Here is an 18394-nt window from a genome sequence, read left to right on the forward strand (position 1 = left end):
TATCTGACCGCGATGTTCAGCTTTCTGTGGGATCATCTTTGAGACACTTGCAACGACCGTTGGGCAGACCATACGTAACCCAATCGAACGAAAGGCTAATGTGCGATGGACGGGTTAGCTAGTTTATTATTTCTCATCGTCTTAGGCGTTTTTGTGATCTGGCTTTACATCCTTCCAATCACAATGGCCGGACGACGCAACCGATCCGGTTTGATCTGGTTTTTGATTGGTCTGGTCGGATCGCCACTGCTGGCAATTCTATTGCTGCTGGCTTTGGGTGACGCACCCGAACAACCTACGATTTGACGGAAGCCAAAAAGCGGCGACACAGGGTGTTATTGTCTAGGGTTTGCTGCCATTAGCGATTAAATGTTTAGTGTCTGCACTGGGCTCAAGGCGGTCATTCGCTTTACTCAGTGTGACCGACTGCTTTGCGGACATTTCTGCCGGTTGCTGATGCGGCAAAATCGGCCTCCTCGCGATAGCCGAATTTCGTAGCTGATCGCTCCACCGCCGCGCGATTCCCCGAAAGCGGTCATTCAAAATAGTCAAAATGGCCGAAATCCAAACCGGACCTTCGCTGCGCCGGGTTCGAGCGTCTCACATGCGGACAAAGCTGCCATGACCCGCTGAAGCAAAATTGTTCTGATATGATTGACCTTCAAACGGAGGCATACCCCCGCAATCGGATCACCAGCGGCATCATCAGCAGAACCAGTACGGCCGCGAAAAGGAACGGTGCACCCGGGAAGTAAAAACCTATCGCATCAACGGAATTCTGAAACAATCCAGTCATCACCAAGGGAGATAATACTGCGGCAACGGATGACAGCGACGCAATAACGCCCTGCACGACACCCTGCCGATCTTCATTAACTTGGTTTGATGCCATCGCTGTAATCAACGCTGGTACGAGGTCAGACAACGCCGCAAGAACAAGGAAGATGATCAGGGCCACAACCGAACCGGTGAAGCCAAAACCGATCATCCCAATCAGTGCCGAAATCATGCCCAACATCAGCGTGCGGAAATCTCCGATCCACCTGATGAAGATGGGCATTAACCCCCCCTGAACCAAAGCTAACAGCACGCCGTAGGCCGCAAGCGACAGTCCGATATAAAGTGTCGGCCAGTCGAATACTTCGCGCGTCCAGAACGCCCAAAGCGTTGGGTAGACCATATTGGCAAACTCAAAGATAAAAATGCAAAGCAGGGGCACCGCTAGGCCCGGTAGGCGGAAAGCGTCTAGAATCGACTTGAATGGGTTGAGGTCGCGTTTTCCAAAAGCACGGCGTTTGTCCGACGCCAGGCTTTCTGGTAGCGCGAAGTAACCAAACAAGGCGTTGCTTGCCGATAGAACCGCCGCAATCCAAAACGGTGCCGCAATGCTGATTTCTGCAGCAATTCCACCCACAGCTGGTCCCAGTACAAAGCCGATCCCAAATGCTGCGCCGATAAGGCCAAAATTCGCCGCCTTTTCCTGAGGAGAAGATATGTCGGCAATATAAGCTGTCGCAGTGATATAGGTCGCCCCTGCAAGGCCAGCGAGGGTCCGCCCGAGAAGAAGAAGCCAAAAACTGTCTGCCATGGCCATGATCGCATAATCCAGTGCTAGCATGACAAGTGCCGTGATCAATATTGGCCTGCGGCCAACGGCATCTGAAATGCTTCCGACAATGGGGCCACACAGGAACAACGCCCCTGCGTAGGCAGCCATCAGCAAACCACCCCAGAACGCTCCTTGCCCAGTATCACCCGCTCCGACCCGGTTCATCAAATCCGGCATAATCGGGAAAACGATACCGATGCCGATGGCGTCGATCAGCAGTGTTAGTAAGATGAAGACAATAGCTCGGTTCTTGAACATACCGCCCTATCGAACGGGAACAGCGGCAAAGCAAGCCAAAAGAGTTTTCTATGCGAGGCGTGGATCCCACCAAACAAAAAACACAGCAAAGGAGTTAGCGGCAGCTTTGGGTTCAGAGCGGTCGTTCTACGATACAGCGGTTGAGTTTCGACCGAGCATGATAAGCAGACATTGCCCACCAACCAATGATTTCGTTTATTCTGAGCTTTATGCGGCGAGGCACTGAAAATGCTGACTCAGAGGTCTCCATGCGTAAATGCAATGGCACCAATCAATGCAAAAATTCTAGTTCTCTAACGCACGACTTCTTGAAGCACTTCGCCGCTTGCGCCATTTGGGCGCGCTGTGCTCAGCAAGGCGGACAGAGTAGATGCTATGGATGTTGTGCACACTCGGCGCGCGACACGTTGCGGCTCAATGCCTGGGCCGGAAAACAAGATGGGCACATGGGTGTCGCCTCTCCAAGGCGAACCATGTGTCGAGGTCACTGAAAGGCCATCAAAATCTGCAATAAACCAGCCAGGTTTGAAAACAACGTAGATATTGCCAGAACGCGCGGGGTTATGGTTGTTTCCGATCAATTTCATGATTTCAGTATCGGGCAGTTGGTTCGCTTCGATGGCAGTAGCCGGGATGGCGAAGGCCACATCCGGAAAAGACAATAATTCCTCGGCAATGGCAGCCTCAAGAGCGTTCAAATCAATGTCGGGGAGCGCCAGAACCTCGGGATCAATATTGAGATAGGGATGGGCGTATCCCGCCAGCAACGGACCAGTGATCTCAAAACGCTGTTTCAAACGCGTAATTTGTTCGGTTGGGTCCCAAGTATCCGGAGCCACGAGGCCTGTTTGAATGCCAACGCTTTCCAAATAGCCGGGTGCATCCGTCGTTCCGTGATCCGCAGACAGAACGATCAAAACATTCTCCAACCCAATACGTTCGTCGATAAACGCGAGAAGGTCCGAAAGCGTTTGATCCAACCTGAAAATCGTGTCCTCGGCTTCAAGACTGGACGGCCCGAAGACATGGTTGACGTAATCGACCGACGAAAAACTGATGGCCAAGTAGTCTGTAACGTCGTCCTTACCGATTGCTTCCGCATCAATCAAATGTTTGACAAACTGCGCTGTCAACTCATCACCGGCTGGGCTGAGCGTAAGGAAAGTTGTGAAATACGGGTTGTCAAGCGGATCGAAACTGGTCTGAGACACGCTGTAGTAGTGAGGAAATGTGATCCCGAACCCAGCGACATCTGTTTCCCAAGGTTGGTCGTCTCGATCGCCAAAGATATATGCTTCCCGAGGGTGCATCAGCTCCCAAGTCGCGCCTTGATAGAATGCAGTCGGCGCCTGGTCGTTCCAAGCCGTGACCCAGTCGGGATAGGCATCGTAGTAGTAAGAGCTGGTGACAAAGCGGTTCGCAGATTTTGAGAACCAAAAAGCCTTGCCACTTTGCCCAGCCATTGTGATTGCGCCGCGGTCCTTGATCGAAACGCCAAAGACTTTTGCCGCTCCGGCTGTAGATGCGCTTAATTCATCAGAGATTGTCGTAACCAACATCGCGCGGCGTGATCTACCATCTGTTCCCGCTGCAGCTTGTGTCGGATCGATTTCAATGTCTTCATTCACGCCTGCGGCTTCATCAAGCAGTGGCGCAGTATCGTCCTCTACGTTGTACACAACGCGGTCCAACGATCTATCAAACCAGACATTACCGATCATACCGTGAACCGCTGGCGTCGCGCCCGTCGCCAAAGTGGCATGTCCTACAACGGTCTCCGTATTGGCGTGGCAGTGATGCGCATCGACGTAGTGCACCCCAGTTTCCAGCAGATGCCTAAGGCCACCTTCGCCAAGATTGTCCAAGTACTTGGTCGGCAAATCACCTCGAAGTGCATCAACAGTCAGCTGCAAAACAAGACGTGGAGCATCCTCGGCGTTAACAGGGTTAACAGCGGTAAGGCACAGTACCGCGCTGGCCATCAATGAAATTCTCATGGGATCTCTCTTCACTACGATCGTGCGGATGGTGCCACGTCATCGTCCTAAATTGCAACATTTCGGTCGAGACTACGACACTCCAGACGGCGCCCGCAAAGTACCATCTTCGTTGTCCGTGCCCGCGGTTTTGACAATGGGCAAAGGCGCGGCGAATGACTGGATTGGATTTCAAGCTTTTTGGCGGCTGTGAGCGTCCGCTCTCGGTAAACTCTGTTACGCTGAAAGAAGTAGTTCGGTGATATCGTCGAGCAAATAAGACAATTTTCGCTGCGCCAGCATCAGGCAGCTCTGTCCGCAAAGCGGATGCTTGGCAGGTCGGATTCAATGACCGTATTGAGCCCAAGTCTGCCCTTCAAAGAGTGCCGATGCCCCTAGCCAGACTCCCTTATCCCTGCCCTGTAATTATTGAGGGTGCACGCAGTTCTTTAGTTAGCTGGCACGCGGCGTTCTCGTCGGGAGATTGATTGCGTTGGGACTTTTGGCGACTTTTGCCAATTGGTGTGTTAACGTTTGTTGGATCATCAGTTTTATGCCCGTGGCAAACAGCCTTGTTTTCCATTCTCTAATTTTTGACGGGTTGAGGAGGCGACATGACGGCTTGGACGCTTTTCTACGAAAACCGCTTTCCTCCCAAAGCAGATGGACCCGATATCACTCCGGATGATTTTCGAGGAGTTGAGGGTCAACAGACGGTTAAGGACTTCGAAGGTTTCATTGCGGTTCTCGATAGAGACGAGGTGGGCGAAGAAGATGAAGCGAGGCCACCGCGCGATGATGCGGGTGAAGGCAGAGCCGGATTTGGCATCGGCCCTGGGCGCAACATCGTCTTTGAACCGACGCGCAAAATGCAAGACGTGGTCGGGGCGGACATCACATTGCGGCTCGCGGTCAGTTTTATGCGCGTGGGTCAGTCATGCTCTGTTTTGTCACTTGGTCAAAATGGTATTGCCCTTGGCCTGACCGCGCTTGAAGCCGCGGACGAGAACAACAATCAGAAGTTCAGGCTCGAAATCCAAACATCTGTGGGCACCGTGACCGTCGCCCCTCTCATCCTCACAAAGGTGGCCCGAAACGATCTTAAATCCTTTCTGACGCTACGGGTACGGTGGGAGGCAAAAGGGCAGCTCCGGGTTTGGCGCGATGACGATCTGATTGCCTATGAGAATGCGGTCGGCGTGGGTCTCAAACTGCGCTTGGACCGGATCATGCTCGGAGAAATCGGCAATCCTTTGGAAGGCACATCAAACGTGATGATTGCGGGACTTCGCGTGCTCGAATTGCGTGAAGATGCAGCAGCTGGCGAACTTGGTGACATTCTGGACCCGCGCGGCGCCGATGAGATCGCAGATCGATGTAACGAGCTCGCACGCTTAAGTCTCAATCGGCTCACCACGCAGATGCGCGGGCTCATGGCTGGCTTCATTCAAAACCAGACTACGCCTTGGCGACAGGGTATGGCGCAGCCGGCCTTTTCCGAGAGCGCCCTGGCGCTGCACGCCTCCGCACAGAACGCAGGCCTCGCCTTACCGCGTTACCTTCAAAGCGGGGATGAAGCAGAGCGCACCTCTTTGATCGAGGGTCTCTCGGAGGTCTTGACGAGTTTGGCGGCAGATCAACCCCAACTTTTCGACGAGTTGCTCGCGACGAGCGTGCAGCCACCAGCAGATCTGCTGGAGACTTGCGGCCCGAGCATCGATCGCTTGCGACAGGAAAACGGTGATCTCATGGCGCGACTTGAGCCGATTTCCACTGAATTGGAAGCGGTTGTCCAACGGATTCGGGAGGCACAGGAGTGACAGATCTCGCAAAACTCAGACGCCTCGCGCAGATGGCTCAGGTCAATTTCACTGGGCCGCTGTCACATCAAACCGTCTCACGACTCGCCCAACACTGGCTGCCGGATGTGAACTTCCATGAAGATGAGCGGTTCCACAGCATCGATTTGTTCGACCTCTATAAATTACCTCCTGAAGTTTTTGAGCTGGAGTTCCAACAACGCGAACGCGAGGAGTACAGCTTTGTGGAGAATGGTGTTAGTCGGGTGCCTCCGAGGCTTCGAACACGGACTGGCGAAACGAGTTTTGGGACGGACGTCCTTCGAGACCTTGCAAGACCGGAATTCGGACCCGCAACGGTATATTCTCACGGCACCGATCTGGAATTCTCGGAGAAGTTTTTTGGGTCCGAAACCCATTTGCCCGGAGTCGCCAATCCGGCAATGCCCAGACATGAACTTAAGGCGCGCGCTGAGTTTCGAATGCTCTTAGATACGTTGAAATCAGACTTGGCGTTGCGGGACCTTGACGGTGGCGAGGGGGAGAATTTTACGACAAAAGCAGTGGACGCGATTTGGGGAGAGTTCGACGTTACCGATCTTCTTTTGCGTCGGGCTCCGATCAACGGCCAGGATCAGGGCCCAGCAGGCCGACGCCAGCGCTGGGAATACGCGAAGGCGCTGATAGCCGATTTCGAAGCCGAAGATCATGCTGCGGTTCATGAACGCTTGGACAATCCACCAGAAGGCACAGTGGTCAATCGAACCGTTTGGCTGGCGCTGTCGTCTTGTGGCCTAATGGAATACCACTTCGTTTACGCCTACAACGACTTCACGCGATATGGCGGCATGTTTACGAATGAACATGAGGGCGACAATGAAGGCTGCTGTTTGGTTTTTTCGCGGGTGGACTTGGAGGGATTGGAGCGCAACGAAAAAACGGTTGATCAGATTTCGCCGATCGGTCTCATCACTGCAGCCCATGAGCCCGAGGATCAAGCCGATGAAAAACGTGCTGTCGACAGAGATCCGGCCGATGCGCGCGATGGACTCGACGTTTACGTCGCGCGCGGATCTCACGCGACGTATCTTACCCCCGGCGTCCATGATTTCTTTACTGTTGGCGGTTTGATCCGAAAGAAACCGGGGCTTGTCCTTCTTCTTATTGCGGCCTTTCCCGGCCTAACTGTTGCGTTGTTGGCGATACTTGCGATCTATGAGCATTTCGATCCTGATCCCGATGTGACCTCGGCGGATGGCGTGACTGGCAAAACCGGCCTGGACGAGGAGCAAGCCGCTCAGTTTGAGAAATTGATGTCTCTCGTGGTCACCGAACTTTCCGCGCTTCCGGATGAAAGCATCTACAAACAGAACGGCAATCAAGACGAAACAGATGAATTGGCAATCCGGGCCTTCCAGGGTCGGTTGGGCGGGCACACCGGGATCAAAAACACCAGCCCAAGATGGACCAACAAAACCCGTCGGTACTTCATCCAACTTGTCCGCGCGCTTGAAACCGAGCAATTTCGACAACCGACACGTCGATAGGCTGCATTCATTCAAACCCGACTTAGTTTCTCCAAGCGAGGTTCGTCTGTCTAGCCCCCTGTGTCTGAGTCACTGATCAGGGGTTTCTCTAATAAAGTTTCCGGAACCGGTGGGCACATGCTGAGTGCTTGATGCTGCCGGGTGTGATTGTACTGCCTGAGCCAGTGGTTGATGACGATCTGGGCCTGCTCGGTCGTCGTGAACCACTCTGCATTGAGAACCTCTCGACGCAGTGTACCGTTGAAGCGCTAATTGTAGCCGTTCTCCTAGGGGGATCCCGGATAGATGTGGATCGGCTTGATGCCAACGCGTCTAAGCCAGACCTGCATCGCTTCAGCGAAATGCGACTAGTCCGCTCTGGGCTCATTGTGGATGATGGCGCGCTTAAACCGGCTAGCCGTTTTGTCCGCAAAGTGGACGTTATAGAAGGTTGCCGCAAAAGATCGCTATGTGGACGAAGCTGCTATTCTGAAAGTGAACGTTATACTATTCTCCGGGTTGAATGCAGACCTTTGAGCTTGACCGGTCGCTAGCCTCAATCAAGTCCGAGGCTGTAAATTTGAGCGCGAGAAGTGGAATCGGCTTGGTGAGGAAGCGATATTTATATGACGCCAATTTACAGTCAGGGCGCTAGACTCGGGATAGATTGATTGAAAACATTTACTAGTTTGCTCCGTCAGTAGCCCCAGATATTGGTGCTGCCCTAGTGCTGCCCAAATAGAATTCGACATGCCAGCAATCCAATGGAGGGCGTATAAATATCTGAAATTATTGTATAGATTGGTCGGAGCGAGAGGATTCGAACCTCCGGCCCCTGCCTCCCGAAGACAGTGCTCTACCAGGCTGAGCTACGCTCCGACCGTGGCGGGTGATCTACAGAAGGAGGGCGGGATCCGCAAGGGGGATTCTGAGGCTAAGGCAGCGGGTCGGTTTGGTAGAGGCGCACCTTGGTGCCGCCATGATCCACAACCGGGCCGGGGGCCAGCAGGGGCAGGCGCGTTGCGCGGGCCAGCGCAGGTGCGCTCGTTACAATGCCTATGCGCCAGCCTTGAAATCTGGACATAAGCGTTTTGCCTAGGCTTCCGTAGAGCGAGCGCAGGCGTTTTTCGTCGCCAATACGCGCGCCATAGGGGGGATTGACGATCACCAACCCAGTCGGACCCGGCGGGGGTTTGATATCGCTGACGACGCGCTGGCTGAACCGGGTGTTGTCCGCCACGCCTGCGCGCGCGGCATTTGCGCCTGCTGCCTCAACCGCACCGGAATTGCGATCAGATCCGAAATGGATCAATTTGCTGTGGGTCGGTGTGTACGAAGACCGCATCTGAGACCAGGCATCTGCGTCAAAACCAGCCAGTTGCTCGAATGCAAACGATCGCGACCGACCGGGCAGCAGGCCCCTAGCGATCTCTGCGGCCTCGATCACGAATGTGCCCGATCCGCACATCGGGTCCAGAACGGGCTCTGACCCGTCGAAACCACACGCGCGCAGGAACATCGCGGCCATGGTCTCTCGCATCGGGGCCTTGGCGATGGCTTCCTTGTGCCCGCGCTTGTGCAAAAGCTCTCCGGAACTGTCGATCGAGAAGGTGCAGAGGTCTTTTTCGATGCGCAGCAGCACGCGCAAGTCGGCCTCGGACGAGATGGGTGCGCCAAGCGTTTCGTTGATCGCGCGTTCGACCCTCTGCCGCGCGGCACCTGCGTGATAGATGCGTGACTTGCGGCTGGTGGCCTCAACCCTGACAGGGATATCCGGGCGCAGAAAGTCGGCCCAAGGAAATTTGCGGCACCGTTTGTCGAGTTGCGCCAGATGCACTGCCGGGAAACTGCCGATACGCGCCAGAACCTTGTTGGCCCCTCGCAAACAAAGATTGGCGCGCCAGACCTCGGGCCATGATCCTTGGCAGACGACACCGCCCGGAACTTTTCTCGCATCTGCGAATCCGTTTTCCTGCGCTTCGGCACACAGGGGCGATTCAAGCCCTGGGGTGGCGACCAAAAAAATCTCGAATTTCGTGTGTTTTGTCATTTTGGTTGCTTACACTGGATGCAACAGGGGCGCGACCGGCTAATTTGAGGAAAATCTGATGAATGAAACGCCAAAAATCCTGAGATTGCGGGTTTGAGCCATGACTTTTCGCGGTAACGGGTTTGCGTTTGTGACCAACCGCGCGTAAAGGGTCCATGATCAGAAATACGCCTGCGGATTCTGGAGTGTTTACGATGCGATTGCAAAGCGAACCCAGAGTATCCGCGCTGACGCAAAACCCCGATTGGGTGTAGGCTAAGCTGGCGCAGAGAAAAGGCTTGGAAGACCGTAGCAAGATGCAAACTTTCAATCTGAAAAAGGGGCTGGACCTGCCGGTCGAAGGCGCCCCGGACCAAAAGATCCAACCGGGGCCGGAATACAGCCGTGTTGCGGTTCTTGGGGGTGACTATATCGGTCTGAAGCCCAAGATGCTGGTGCAGGAAGGTGACATCGTGCAGCGGGGCGCGCCGCTCTTTTGTCATAAGGACGCGCCCGAGGCTATGATGGTGGCCCCGCTTGGCGGCAAGGTGGTTGCCATCAACCGCGGTGCGCGACGTGTGTTGCAAAGCGTGGTCATCGAAGTGTCTGACGCCAATGACACCGGCATAGATTTTTCGGACGTCGGTGATGCCGATACGGCCGAAGGCGTGACAACCAAACTCTGCGCGGCGGGTCTGTGGACGTCGTTTCGTACGCGCCCCTATTCCAAAATGCCGCAACCGGGAACTGCGCCTGCAGCGATCTTTGTTACCGCAATGGACAGCGACCCGCTGGCACCGGAAGCGGGCTTGATCATCTCCGAGGTGACAGAAGCCTTTGCGGCGGGTCTTGCGGCGGTTGCCAAGCTGACCGAAGGCGTGACCTATGTCTGCCACAAGGATGGAGATACCGTGCCGGGCGCTGACGTGGCCGGGGTAGAGCTTGCGGCATTCTCTGGCCCACACCCTTCGGGCCTGGCCGGAACGCATATTCATTTTCTCGAACCCCTGATCGGTGACAAGCAGGTCTGGACGATCGGATACCAGGATGTCATCGCTATCGGTCGGCTGATGCTGACGGGCCATCTGGACCCCAATATCGTGATCGCCCTGTCCGGGCCCGGTGCGCGCCAGCCGCGCCTGATCCGAACTGTTATGGGAGCTTCGACCGACGATCTGACCCGCGATGAGGTCAATATCGACGGCACCGCCCGGATCATCTCGGGCTCGATCCTGTCGGGCCAGCATGCTGAGGGGCCAACTGCCTTTTTGGGTCGGTTCGCCCGACAGGTAACCATCATCCGTGAGGATCATGACCAGATCCCGATGGGCTGGATCCGTCCGATGCCGTCTAAGTTCTCATTCCAGCCGGTGCTGGGCTCGGCGTTTTCGAAAAAGCTCTATGCTTTGACATCGAATTTGAACGGTGGACGGCGCGCCATGGTTCCGACTGGCGTGTTCGAAGAGCTGATGCCGCAGGATTACCTGCCGACCCAGCTGTTGCGCGCGCTCCTGGTGATGGACACCGATACGGCTCAGGCGCTGGGTGCGCTGGAGCTGGATGAAGAAGATCTGGGCCTTGTAGGCTTTGCCTGCCCGGCGAAATATGAATACGGGCTGGCGCTGCGCGACTGTCTGAACAAGATTGAAAAGGAGGGCTGAGCCGATGGGTTTGCGCAGCTTCTTTGATCGGATCGAGCCGAACTTTACCAAGGGCGGCAAGTACGAGAAGTATTTCCCCATCTACGAGATGGTCGAAAGCTTTATCTACACGCCGAAAACCGTCACCACCGTTGCGCCACATGCGCGGTCATATATCGATATGAAACGCATCATGACCTATGTCGTGATCGCGACGATCCCATGCATTTTGTGGGGGATGTACAATACCGGCTATCAGGCGAACTCGGCCATTGCCATGCTGGGCGCGGATGCGGCCACCGGCTGGCGGATCGCCATCCTGCAAGCATTCGGCATTTCGCTGAACCCCGACAGCATCTTTGCCAACGTGATGCACGGGATGATGTATTTCCTGCCGATTTACATCGTCACTTTGGTCGCGGGCGGCATATTCGAGGTCATCTTTGCCACCGTGCGTGGGCACGAAGTGAACGAGGGCTTTCTTGTTACTTCGATGCTTTACACCCTCATTATGCCCGCTTCGGCCCCGCTATGGCAGGTGGCGCTGGGGATCATCTTTGGTGTGGTCATTGGCAAAGAAGTGTTTGGTGGTACCGGCAAGAACTTCCTCAACCCGGCACTTGTTGGGCGGGCTTTCTTGTATTTCGCCTATCCTGCCAGCATGTCGGGCGACACCGTCTGGACACCGGTGGATGGCTTCTCGGGCGCGACCGCCCTGTCAGTGTCGGCCTCGCAAGGCTATCAGGCGCTGGCCGCGGATGGCATCACCTGGTGGAACGCCTTCTTTGGCACCATTCAGGGCAGCTTTGGTGAGACATCGACGTTGGCTTGCATGATCGGCCTGGCCTTCTTGCTGACCACGCGGATTGCGAATTATCGCCTGATCCTGGGCTGTTTGGGTGGAACAATCGGCTTTACCCTGCTGTTGAACCTGATCGGATCCGACACGAACCCGATGTTTGCCATGCCGTGGTACTGGCATATCGTGATCGGCGGTTATGCCTTTGGGCTGGCCTTTATGGTGACCGAGCCGGTCTCGGCCAGCCACACCAATCTGGGCCGCTATATTTATGGCGCGCTGATCGGTGTCATGGTTGTGATGATCCGGGTGATCAATCCGGCTTTCCCCGAAGGCATGATGCTGGCAATTCTGTTCGGGAACGTATTTGCACCGCTGATCGACTATTTTGTTGTTCAGGCCAATATCAAACGGAGGGCGCGTCGCCATGTCTGATCCGCAACCTCAAGAACCCAAAGGCGCCTTTGCCAAGTTTCTGGCGGCCTCGCCGGATTCCGTTGGCAAAACGATCGTCATCGCCGTGGCCGTCTGCCTTGTGGCTTCGATGGTCGTATCTGCCGCCGCAGTCAGCCTGCGTCCGGTGCAAGAGGCCAACGCCCTGAAGGACAAGCAGGTCAACGTGTTGCAGGTGGCAGGCATCTACGAGCGCGGCATCGATGTGACCGAGGCTTTCGCTGCGTTCGAACCGCATGTGCTGGATCTGGCCACCGGCAGCTTCGTCGACGATCAGTTCGACCCGGCCACGTTTGACGACATCGCTGCCGCCAGCGACCCTGACCTCAGCGTCGCGCTGGAGGATGATCCGGCTGGTATCGGCCGCAAGGCCAAATACCGCGTGATCTATCTGCTGCGCGACGATGCGGGTGGGCTGGATAAGGTGATCCTGCCGCTGCATGGCTATGGTTTGTGGTCCACGCTCTATGGCTTTATCGCGCTGGAAAACAACGGCAACGATATCTTCGGGCTGCAATTCTATCAGCACGGCGAAACCCCCGGTCTTGGAGCCGAGGTGGACAACCCGCGCTGGAAAGCGCTGTGGAACGGCAAAAAGCTGCGCGACGACGCGGGTGATCTTCAGATCACCGTGGCGAAATCGCAGCCTGCCGCAGGCCCCGACTTTTACATCGACGCGCTGGCCGGGGCGACCCTGACCTCGGTCGGGGTCGACAACCTGGTGAAATTCTGGATGGGTGACGCGGGCTATGCCCAGTTCCTGGCCAAGCTGCAAGCAGGAGAGATCTGATGTCCCAGACCAAGAAAGAGATGCTGGTCGACCCGCTTGTCGACAACAACCCGATCACCTTGCAGGTCCTGGGCATCTGCTCGGCGCTGGCGGTGACCTCGTCGCTGCAAGTGTCGATGGTGATGGCGCTGGCGGTGATCTTCGTGACATCGTTCTCGTCCTTCTTCATCTCATGCCTGCGCAACCAGATCCCCGGCTCGATCCGGATCATCGTGCAGATGGTGATCATCGCCTCGCTGGTGATCCTGGTGGATCAGATCCTCAAGGCTTATGCCTTCGAGATCTCGAAAACCCTGTCGGTCTTTGTGGGCCTGATCATCACCAACTGTATCGTGATGGGCAGGGCCGAGGCGTTTGCGATGAAGAACCCTCCGGTCGCGTCTTTCATCGACGGCATGGGCAACGGGATGGGCTATGGCCTGATCCTGCTGCTGGTTGGATTCATTCGTGAGCTGTTCGGTGCAGGTTCGCTGTTTGGCGTCACCATCCTGCAAACCGTGAACAATGGCGGTTGGTATGTGCCCAACGGCATGCTGCTGCTGCCACCTTCGGCGTTCTTTATCATCGGTCTGATCATCTGGGCCTTCCGCACATGGAAGCCAAACCAGGTCGAAGAACGTGAATACAAAATCCAGCAGGTAGAGGCCCACTGATGGAAGGTCTGATTTCACTGGCCGTAAAGGCCATCTTTGTCGAAAACCTCGCGCTCAGCTTCTTTCTGGGGATGTGTACTTTCATCGCCGTATCCAAAAAGATTTCCACCGCGCTGGGTCTGGGCATCTCGGTCATGGTGGTGCAAGCCATCACCGTGCCTGCCAATAACCTGCTGCTGAACTATCTGCTGAAACCGGGCGCGCTGGCCTGGGCGGGTTTCCCAGATGTAGACCTGACCTTCCTTGGCCTGATCTCGTATATCGGCGTGATCGCGGCGATGGTGCAGATCCTTGAGATGGTTTTGGATAAATACTTCCCGCCGCTTTACAACGCGCTGGGGATTTTCCTGCCACTGATCACGGTTAACTGCGCCATTCTGGGTGGCTCGCTGTTCATGGTAGAACGCGACTACAACTTTGCCGAGGCGGCGACCTATGGTCTGTCGTCGGGCTTTGGCTGGGCGCTGGCGATCACTGCAATGGCAGGCGTGCGCGAAAAGCTGAAATACTCGGACATTCCAGACGGTCTGCAAGGCTTGGGTATCACTTTCATCACCGCTGGGCTGATGGCGATGGCCTTCATGTCCTTCTCGGGCGTGAAACTGTAAGGAGGGCGGAATGGAAACCTTTGGCTTAGGTGTAGCCCTTTTCACCGTCATCGTTCTGGGCCTTGTCGCCATCATCATGGCGGCACGGTCGCGGCTGGTGTCGACCGGGAATGTCAACATCACCATCAATGGTGAGAAAACGGTCTCTGTTCCCGCCGGTGGCAAACTGTTGCAAACCCTGGCGGCCGAAAAACTGTTCGTGCCCTCCGCTTGCGGTGGTGGCGGGACCTGCGCACAATGCCGGGTGCGGGTGCATTCCGGTGGCGGCTCGATCCTGCCGACCGAGGAAAGCCACATCACCAAGCGTGAAGCTGCCTGTGGTGACCGACTGTCCTGTCAGGTGGCGGTCAAGCAGGATATGGATATCGAAGTCCCGGAAGAGGTATTTGGCGTCAAGAAGTGGGAATGCACAGTGCGTTCGAACGAGAACGTCGCGACCTTCATCAAGGCTCTGACGCTGGATCTGCCCGAGGGCGAGGACGTGAATTTCCGCGCCGGTGGTTACATCCAGATCGAAGCCCCCGCGCATGCGCTGAAATACACCGATTTCGACGTCGAGGAAGAATATCGCGAAGATTGGGACCGCTTCAATCTGTGGCAATATGAATCGGTCGTGAGCGAACCGATTGAGCGCGCCTATTCCATGGCAAACTACCCGGACGAAAAAGGCATGATCATGCTGAACGTCCGCGTGGCCTCTCCACCTCCGGGGGCCGAAGGCATCCCGCCGGGTCAGATGTCATCCTATATCTTCAACCTGAAACCGGGTGACAAGGTTACGATCTCGGGTCCGTTTGGTGAATTTTTCGCCCGCGAGACCGAGAAAGAGATGGTGTTCATCGGTGGCGGTGCAGGTATGGCACCCATGCGCAGCCACATCTTTGATCAACTCAAACGGCTTGAAAACCGAAACCGCAAGATCAGCTTCTGGTACGGTGCGCGGTCCAAGAAGGAGATGTTCTTTGTCGAAGATTTCGACACTCTGGCGAAAGAGTTCGACAATTTCGAATGGCATGTGGCCTTGTCCGATGCGCAGCCCGAGGATGACTGGAAAGGCTATACCGGCTTTATCCATAACGTGTTGTTCGAAGAATACCTCAAGAACCACCCCGCTCCCGAAGATTGCGAATATTACATGTGTGGCCCGCCGATCATGAACCAGTCGGTCATCAACATGCTGCTGGAACTGGGCGTGGACCGCGAAGACATCATGCTGGATGATTTCGGCGGCTAAGACAATGAAACCGGCGCCCTGAGCGCCGGTTTTCAGTTTTGGGTGACGTCGATACCCAGAACCTTTTTGATCGCAGCCGGCGGGTCGCACCTGTGGGCGCGCATATCCAGCCCCTGATGCAGCGCAACGGCCCGACGCGCACGGGACGCATTGCCATAGGCTATCAGGGCGCTGAGGCCGCCATTGAGCACCGAATAGGGCAGGACCATCAGGATCAACATTGCGGTTCCTGTCTGTCCCAAACTCTGCATGAACGCAGCCAATGCCAGAACTGCTGCGGTCCACAGCAGCGAAACCCGGATCAACTGGCTGGTGATATATCGGCGATAGGCGCCGTACCCGCCAAAGCGCGGGGCAAGCGCAAAAAATCGCAAAATCCCATGGTTGAGCGCGCCGTAGATGCAGACCTGCCCAAAGCTGAACAGTGTCATTGCCAGCGCCAGCTGCGCATAGGTCTGCGGTTCCAGCATCTCGGTCTGTAACCGCAACAGGGCCAAACCTCCGACCAGCAAAAACAGCTGACCGAGCCCGACCCAAATCGCCTCGGACCGTGAGGTCAGAGCGGCCCCGGCGTCATTTGCCGTGGTAATCCCGGAACCATTCGACGAAACGGGCTATCCCGTCTTTGAAGTCGGTCTGTGGGCGATACCCGGTCAGGCGCTGCAACAGATCCGCATCCGCCCAGGTGGCCGGAACGTCGCCCATCTGCATCGGCATGTAATTGCGGATCGCCTTCTGACCCAGCGCCTCTTCGATGGCTTCGATGAAATCCAGCAGGCGTATCTTCTCACCATTGCCGATATTCACCACCCGATAGGGCGCCACCGGTGACAGGCTGTCGCCCTCGATGATCTCGTCAGGGCTGGCGGGCCGAACCGGAGGCGTGTCAATCAGCAACCGGATACCGCGGACCAGATCTTCGACATTGGTAAAGTCGCGATACATGTCGCCGTGATTGTAAATGTCGATCGGGCGGCCATCGAGGATGGCATCGACAAACTTGTAAAGCGCCAGATCAGGCCGCCCCCAGGTGCCATAGACCGTGAAAAAGCGGAACATGGTGGTCGGCAGATCCCACAGATGGGCATAGGAATGGCCCATCGATTCATTGGCCTTTTTGGTCGCGGAATAGATCGTCAGTTGGGTGTCGGCTTTTTCCACCTCGGTGAAGGGCATTTCGGTATTGGCGCCGTAAACGGATGAGGTCGAGGCCATCAGCAGATGCTCGACTTTATGCTGCCGCGCGATCTCCATCACGTTGAACGTGCCCACGACATTGGATTGGATATAGCTGCGCGGTTCCTCCAGGCTGTAGCGCACACCGGCTTGCGCGGCGAGGTGAACGATCACATCAGGCTGAAACTCATCGGCGATACGGACAAGGGTATCGTAATCCTCGAGCATGCCTTCGGTCGCGGCAAAGCCCGGATTTTGCAGCAACATCTGATGGCGGCGGTGTTTCAGGGCCACGTCGTAATAGTCGGTCATCCCGTCATAGCCATGCACACGGAACCCCTCGGCCAGCAAAAGCCGCGCCAGATGGAACCCGATAAACCCAGCTGTACCTGTGACCAGAACCCGCTTCATATCACCCTCGATCATAGTCTTGACGTCGCGCCATCAGGGACCCTTTCCACCTGCGAAGGTCAAGGAGATTTTGTCAGCCACCCGCTGCATCCAACCCCGCATTGACCAAAGACGGCAGGAATTGATCCAGCGCGCGGCCCCATGTGGTGATCGGTTGTTCCTGAATGAACACGATATCATTGGGGCGCAATTGCATGCGCGAGGCCACCGACAGCGCAGCCGGGTTGCGCGCATCCAGATGCCACGCGGTCACCGCACCGAACTCGGCCGGGTTGGGGGAGGCGCGCAGCACATAGATATGGGACGCATCAGCGGTGCGCGTGCTGAACCCGCCTTGCCCGAACAGCGCATCCGCCAGATTCAGGTGCTGCCCATAGGGCAGGGGCATGCGGGCGTTGCTGCGGAACTCGCCACCCAGATAGACATAATCGCGGGCTTCGGCCCCCAATTCGGTGCGGGCGGTGAAATTGCTGCGAGATTCGATCAGTTCGTCGCGTTGTAGCCCCACCGCCAAGTCCAGCTCGGCCAGGGCATCAGCGCGGGCCTGACGGTTGAGGCTGATCACATCGACCTGATCTCGGTAGAACCCAAGCGCGCGGTCCAGATCATAGCTGGTATCCACATAGACCGCGTCACCATTCAGCAGGTTCAACCGTTGCAGATCAGGCCGCGCGAAATAGTCTTTCAGCGGGATCTGATAGAGGTCGCCTGTGCGATAGATCCGAATGGTGCCATAGTCGCGATCCCGCGTGCTGAGCCCCCCGGCGGCGGCAATCGCCTGGCTGAGGGTCAGGGGCACGGGTTTGACCGCGATATTCTGAGGTGCGGCGACCAACCCGCCAATGGCCACGCGTTTCGAGTTATAGCCGGTCTGTTCCAGTGCAAAAGACGGGTCGATCTGGCGGTCGACAAAAGCGTTGAACAGGGCGGCTTCGGCATCTTGCAGGCTGAGGCCTGATACTCGAACAGCGCCAATATCAGGTACCGAAATGGTGCCGTCCGCTCGGATTGTATAGGTCTCACGCTGCGGCGCGGATTGCGCGCCCAACGCACTTGCTCCGGCCCGGACCAGGGCAACCTCGTCGCCCACGCCCAGACGATAGGGCGGCGGTTTGACCTGAGGTGGCGCGCGCAGTTCCAGCGCTTGAGGGGTCAGGTGCGGCACTTCAGGGCGGTCCGGCAGCGTGGCCAGACGCTGCACCGGCGCGCCTGTACCGGCCGTGTCATAGAAGGACGCCGGCAGCCTGCGCGGCGTGTAGGGGGTAGACCGATTGGCCAACAGGACCGTCTGAGCTGTCAAATCCACCTCTCGCACCGCAACGCTGTCCAACTGGTTCGACACGCGCGGGCTGGTATAGGTGATCCCACAAGCCGTAAGCGGCAGCACCAGCAAAACAAGCGAAAGAAAACGGAGGATCGGCGTCATGTCATTC

Annotated in this window: 15 protein-coding genes, 1 tRNA gene and 1 pseudogene; 9 read left to right on the forward strand and 8 right to left on the reverse strand. The window is 56.4% G+C overall.

Annotated elements, in window-relative coordinates; genetic code table 11:
- Positions 1-183 precede the first annotated feature (183 nt).
- A complete protein-coding gene (locus tag GOX45_RS22230; protein ID WP_256415707.1) occupies positions 184-306 on the forward strand; it encodes a hypothetical protein in 123 nt (40 codons plus the stop codon).
- 355 nt (positions 307-661) lie between these two features.
- Here GOX45_RS22230 and GOX45_RS14790 read toward each other — a convergent pair whose 3' ends face one another.
- A complete protein-coding gene (locus tag GOX45_RS14790; RefSeq protein WP_171101932.1) occupies positions 662-1867 on the reverse strand; it encodes an MFS transporter in 1206 nt (401 codons plus the stop codon).
- A 293-nt stretch (positions 1868-2160) separates the two neighbouring features.
- The gene (locus GOX45_RS14795; protein ID WP_171101933.1) at positions 2161-3864 is read right to left on the reverse strand and encodes an alkaline phosphatase family protein; all 1704 of its coding nucleotides are present in this window, start codon (positions 3862-3864) and stop codon (positions 2161-2163) included.
- A gap of 593 nt (positions 3865-4457) precedes the next feature.
- Between GOX45_RS14795 and GOX45_RS14800 the strand changes: the two genes are divergently transcribed.
- Both GOX45_RS14800 and GOX45_RS14805 read left to right on the forward strand, forming a co-directional pair.
- Positions 4458-5663 (forward strand): hypothetical protein, encoded by a 1206-nt coding sequence (locus tag GOX45_RS14800; protein WP_171101934.1) that lies wholly within the window; start codon positions 4458-4460, stop codon positions 5661-5663.
- On the forward strand, positions 5660-7189 hold the full coding sequence (locus GOX45_RS14805) for a hypothetical protein (RefSeq protein ID WP_171101935.1): 1530 nt from the start codon (positions 5660-5662) through the stop codon (positions 7187-7189). The genes GOX45_RS14800 and GOX45_RS14805 overlap by 4 nt, the downstream gene beginning before the upstream one ends.
- 50 nt (positions 7190-7239) lie before the next feature.
- Here GOX45_RS14805 and GOX45_RS22335 read toward each other — a convergent pair.
- The 3 genes and pseudogenes from GOX45_RS22335 to GOX45_RS14820 form a co-directional block, all read right to left on the reverse strand.
- Positions 7240-7425: pseudogene (locus GOX45_RS22335) on the reverse strand (integrase core domain-containing protein); the annotation flags it as partial.
- 545 nt (positions 7426-7970) lie between these two features.
- Positions 7971-8047 (reverse strand) — tRNA-Pro (locus GOX45_RS14815).
- A 55-nt stretch (positions 8048-8102) separates the two neighbouring features.
- Positions 8103-9218 (reverse strand): class I SAM-dependent RNA methyltransferase, encoded by a 1116-nt coding sequence (locus GOX45_RS14820; protein WP_171101936.1) that lies wholly within the window; start codon positions 9216-9218, stop codon positions 8103-8105.
- A gap of 296 nt (positions 9219-9514) precedes the next feature.
- On the opposite strand from GOX45_RS14820, the gene GOX45_RS14825 reads away from it, so the two are divergent.
- Genes GOX45_RS14825 through nqrF form a run of 6 tightly spaced genes read left to right on the forward strand, consistent with a single transcriptional unit; the run spans position 9515 to position 15374 of the window.
- Complete coding sequence (locus GOX45_RS14825) at positions 9515-10858, forward strand: Na(+)-translocating NADH-quinone reductase subunit A (RefSeq protein ID WP_171101937.1); 1344 nt, start codon at positions 9515-9517, stop codon at positions 10856-10858.
- 4 nt (positions 10859-10862) lie between these two features.
- Positions 10863-12071, forward strand: a complete 1209-nt coding sequence (locus tag GOX45_RS14830) for an NADH:ubiquinone reductase (Na(+)-transporting) subunit B (RefSeq protein WP_171101938.1) — start codon at positions 10863-10865, stop codon at positions 12069-12071.
- The gene (locus GOX45_RS14835; RefSeq protein ID WP_171101939.1) at positions 12064-12879 is read left to right on the forward strand and encodes a Na(+)-translocating NADH-quinone reductase subunit C; all 816 of its coding nucleotides are present in this window, start codon (positions 12064-12066) and stop codon (positions 12877-12879) included. Before GOX45_RS14830 ends, GOX45_RS14835 begins: the two co-directional genes overlap by 8 nt.
- Entirely contained in the window at positions 12879-13532 is a 654-nt protein-coding gene (locus GOX45_RS14840; protein ID WP_170710614.1) for an NADH:ubiquinone reductase (Na(+)-transporting) subunit D, read from the forward strand. Before GOX45_RS14835 ends, GOX45_RS14840 begins: the two co-directional genes overlap by 1 nt.
- Complete coding sequence (gene nqrE / locus GOX45_RS14845) at positions 13532-14140, forward strand: NADH:ubiquinone reductase (Na(+)-transporting) subunit E (RefSeq protein ID WP_050603817.1); 609 nt, start codon at positions 13532-13534, stop codon at positions 14138-14140. The genes GOX45_RS14840 and nqrE overlap by 1 nt, the downstream gene beginning before the upstream one ends.
- Before the next feature lie 10 nt (positions 14141-14150).
- Positions 14151-15374: an NADH:ubiquinone reductase (Na(+)-transporting) subunit F gene (nqrF, locus tag GOX45_RS14850; protein ID WP_171101940.1), complete on the forward strand. Its 1224-nt coding sequence runs from the start codon at positions 14151-14153 to the stop codon at positions 15372-15374.
- Positions 15375-15406: 32 nt separating this feature from the next.
- Here the strand turns inward: nqrF and GOX45_RS14855 are convergent, their stop codons facing one another.
- From GOX45_RS14855 to GOX45_RS14865, 3 genes are all read right to left on the reverse strand, one after another.
- Complete coding sequence (locus GOX45_RS14855; protein ID WP_217350472.1) at positions 15407-15844, reverse strand: hypothetical protein; 438 nt, start codon at positions 15842-15844, stop codon at positions 15407-15409.
- 103 nt (positions 15845-15947) lie between these two features.
- Positions 15948-16961 (reverse strand): GDP-mannose 4,6-dehydratase, encoded by a 1014-nt coding sequence (locus GOX45_RS14860; protein WP_171102095.1) that lies wholly within the window; start codon positions 16959-16961, stop codon positions 15948-15950.
- Between the two features lie 73 nt (positions 16962-17034).
- Entirely contained in the window at positions 17035-18387 is a 1353-nt protein-coding gene (locus tag GOX45_RS14865) for a polysaccharide biosynthesis/export family protein (protein ID WP_217350473.1), read from the reverse strand.
- Positions 18388-18394: the final 7 nt, after the last annotated feature.

Origin of the sequence: Ruegeria sp. HKCCD7255, assembly GCF_013031565.1 — a bacterium.
Classification (GTDB): Bacteria; Pseudomonadota; Alphaproteobacteria; order Rhodobacterales; family Rhodobacteraceae; genus Ruegeria.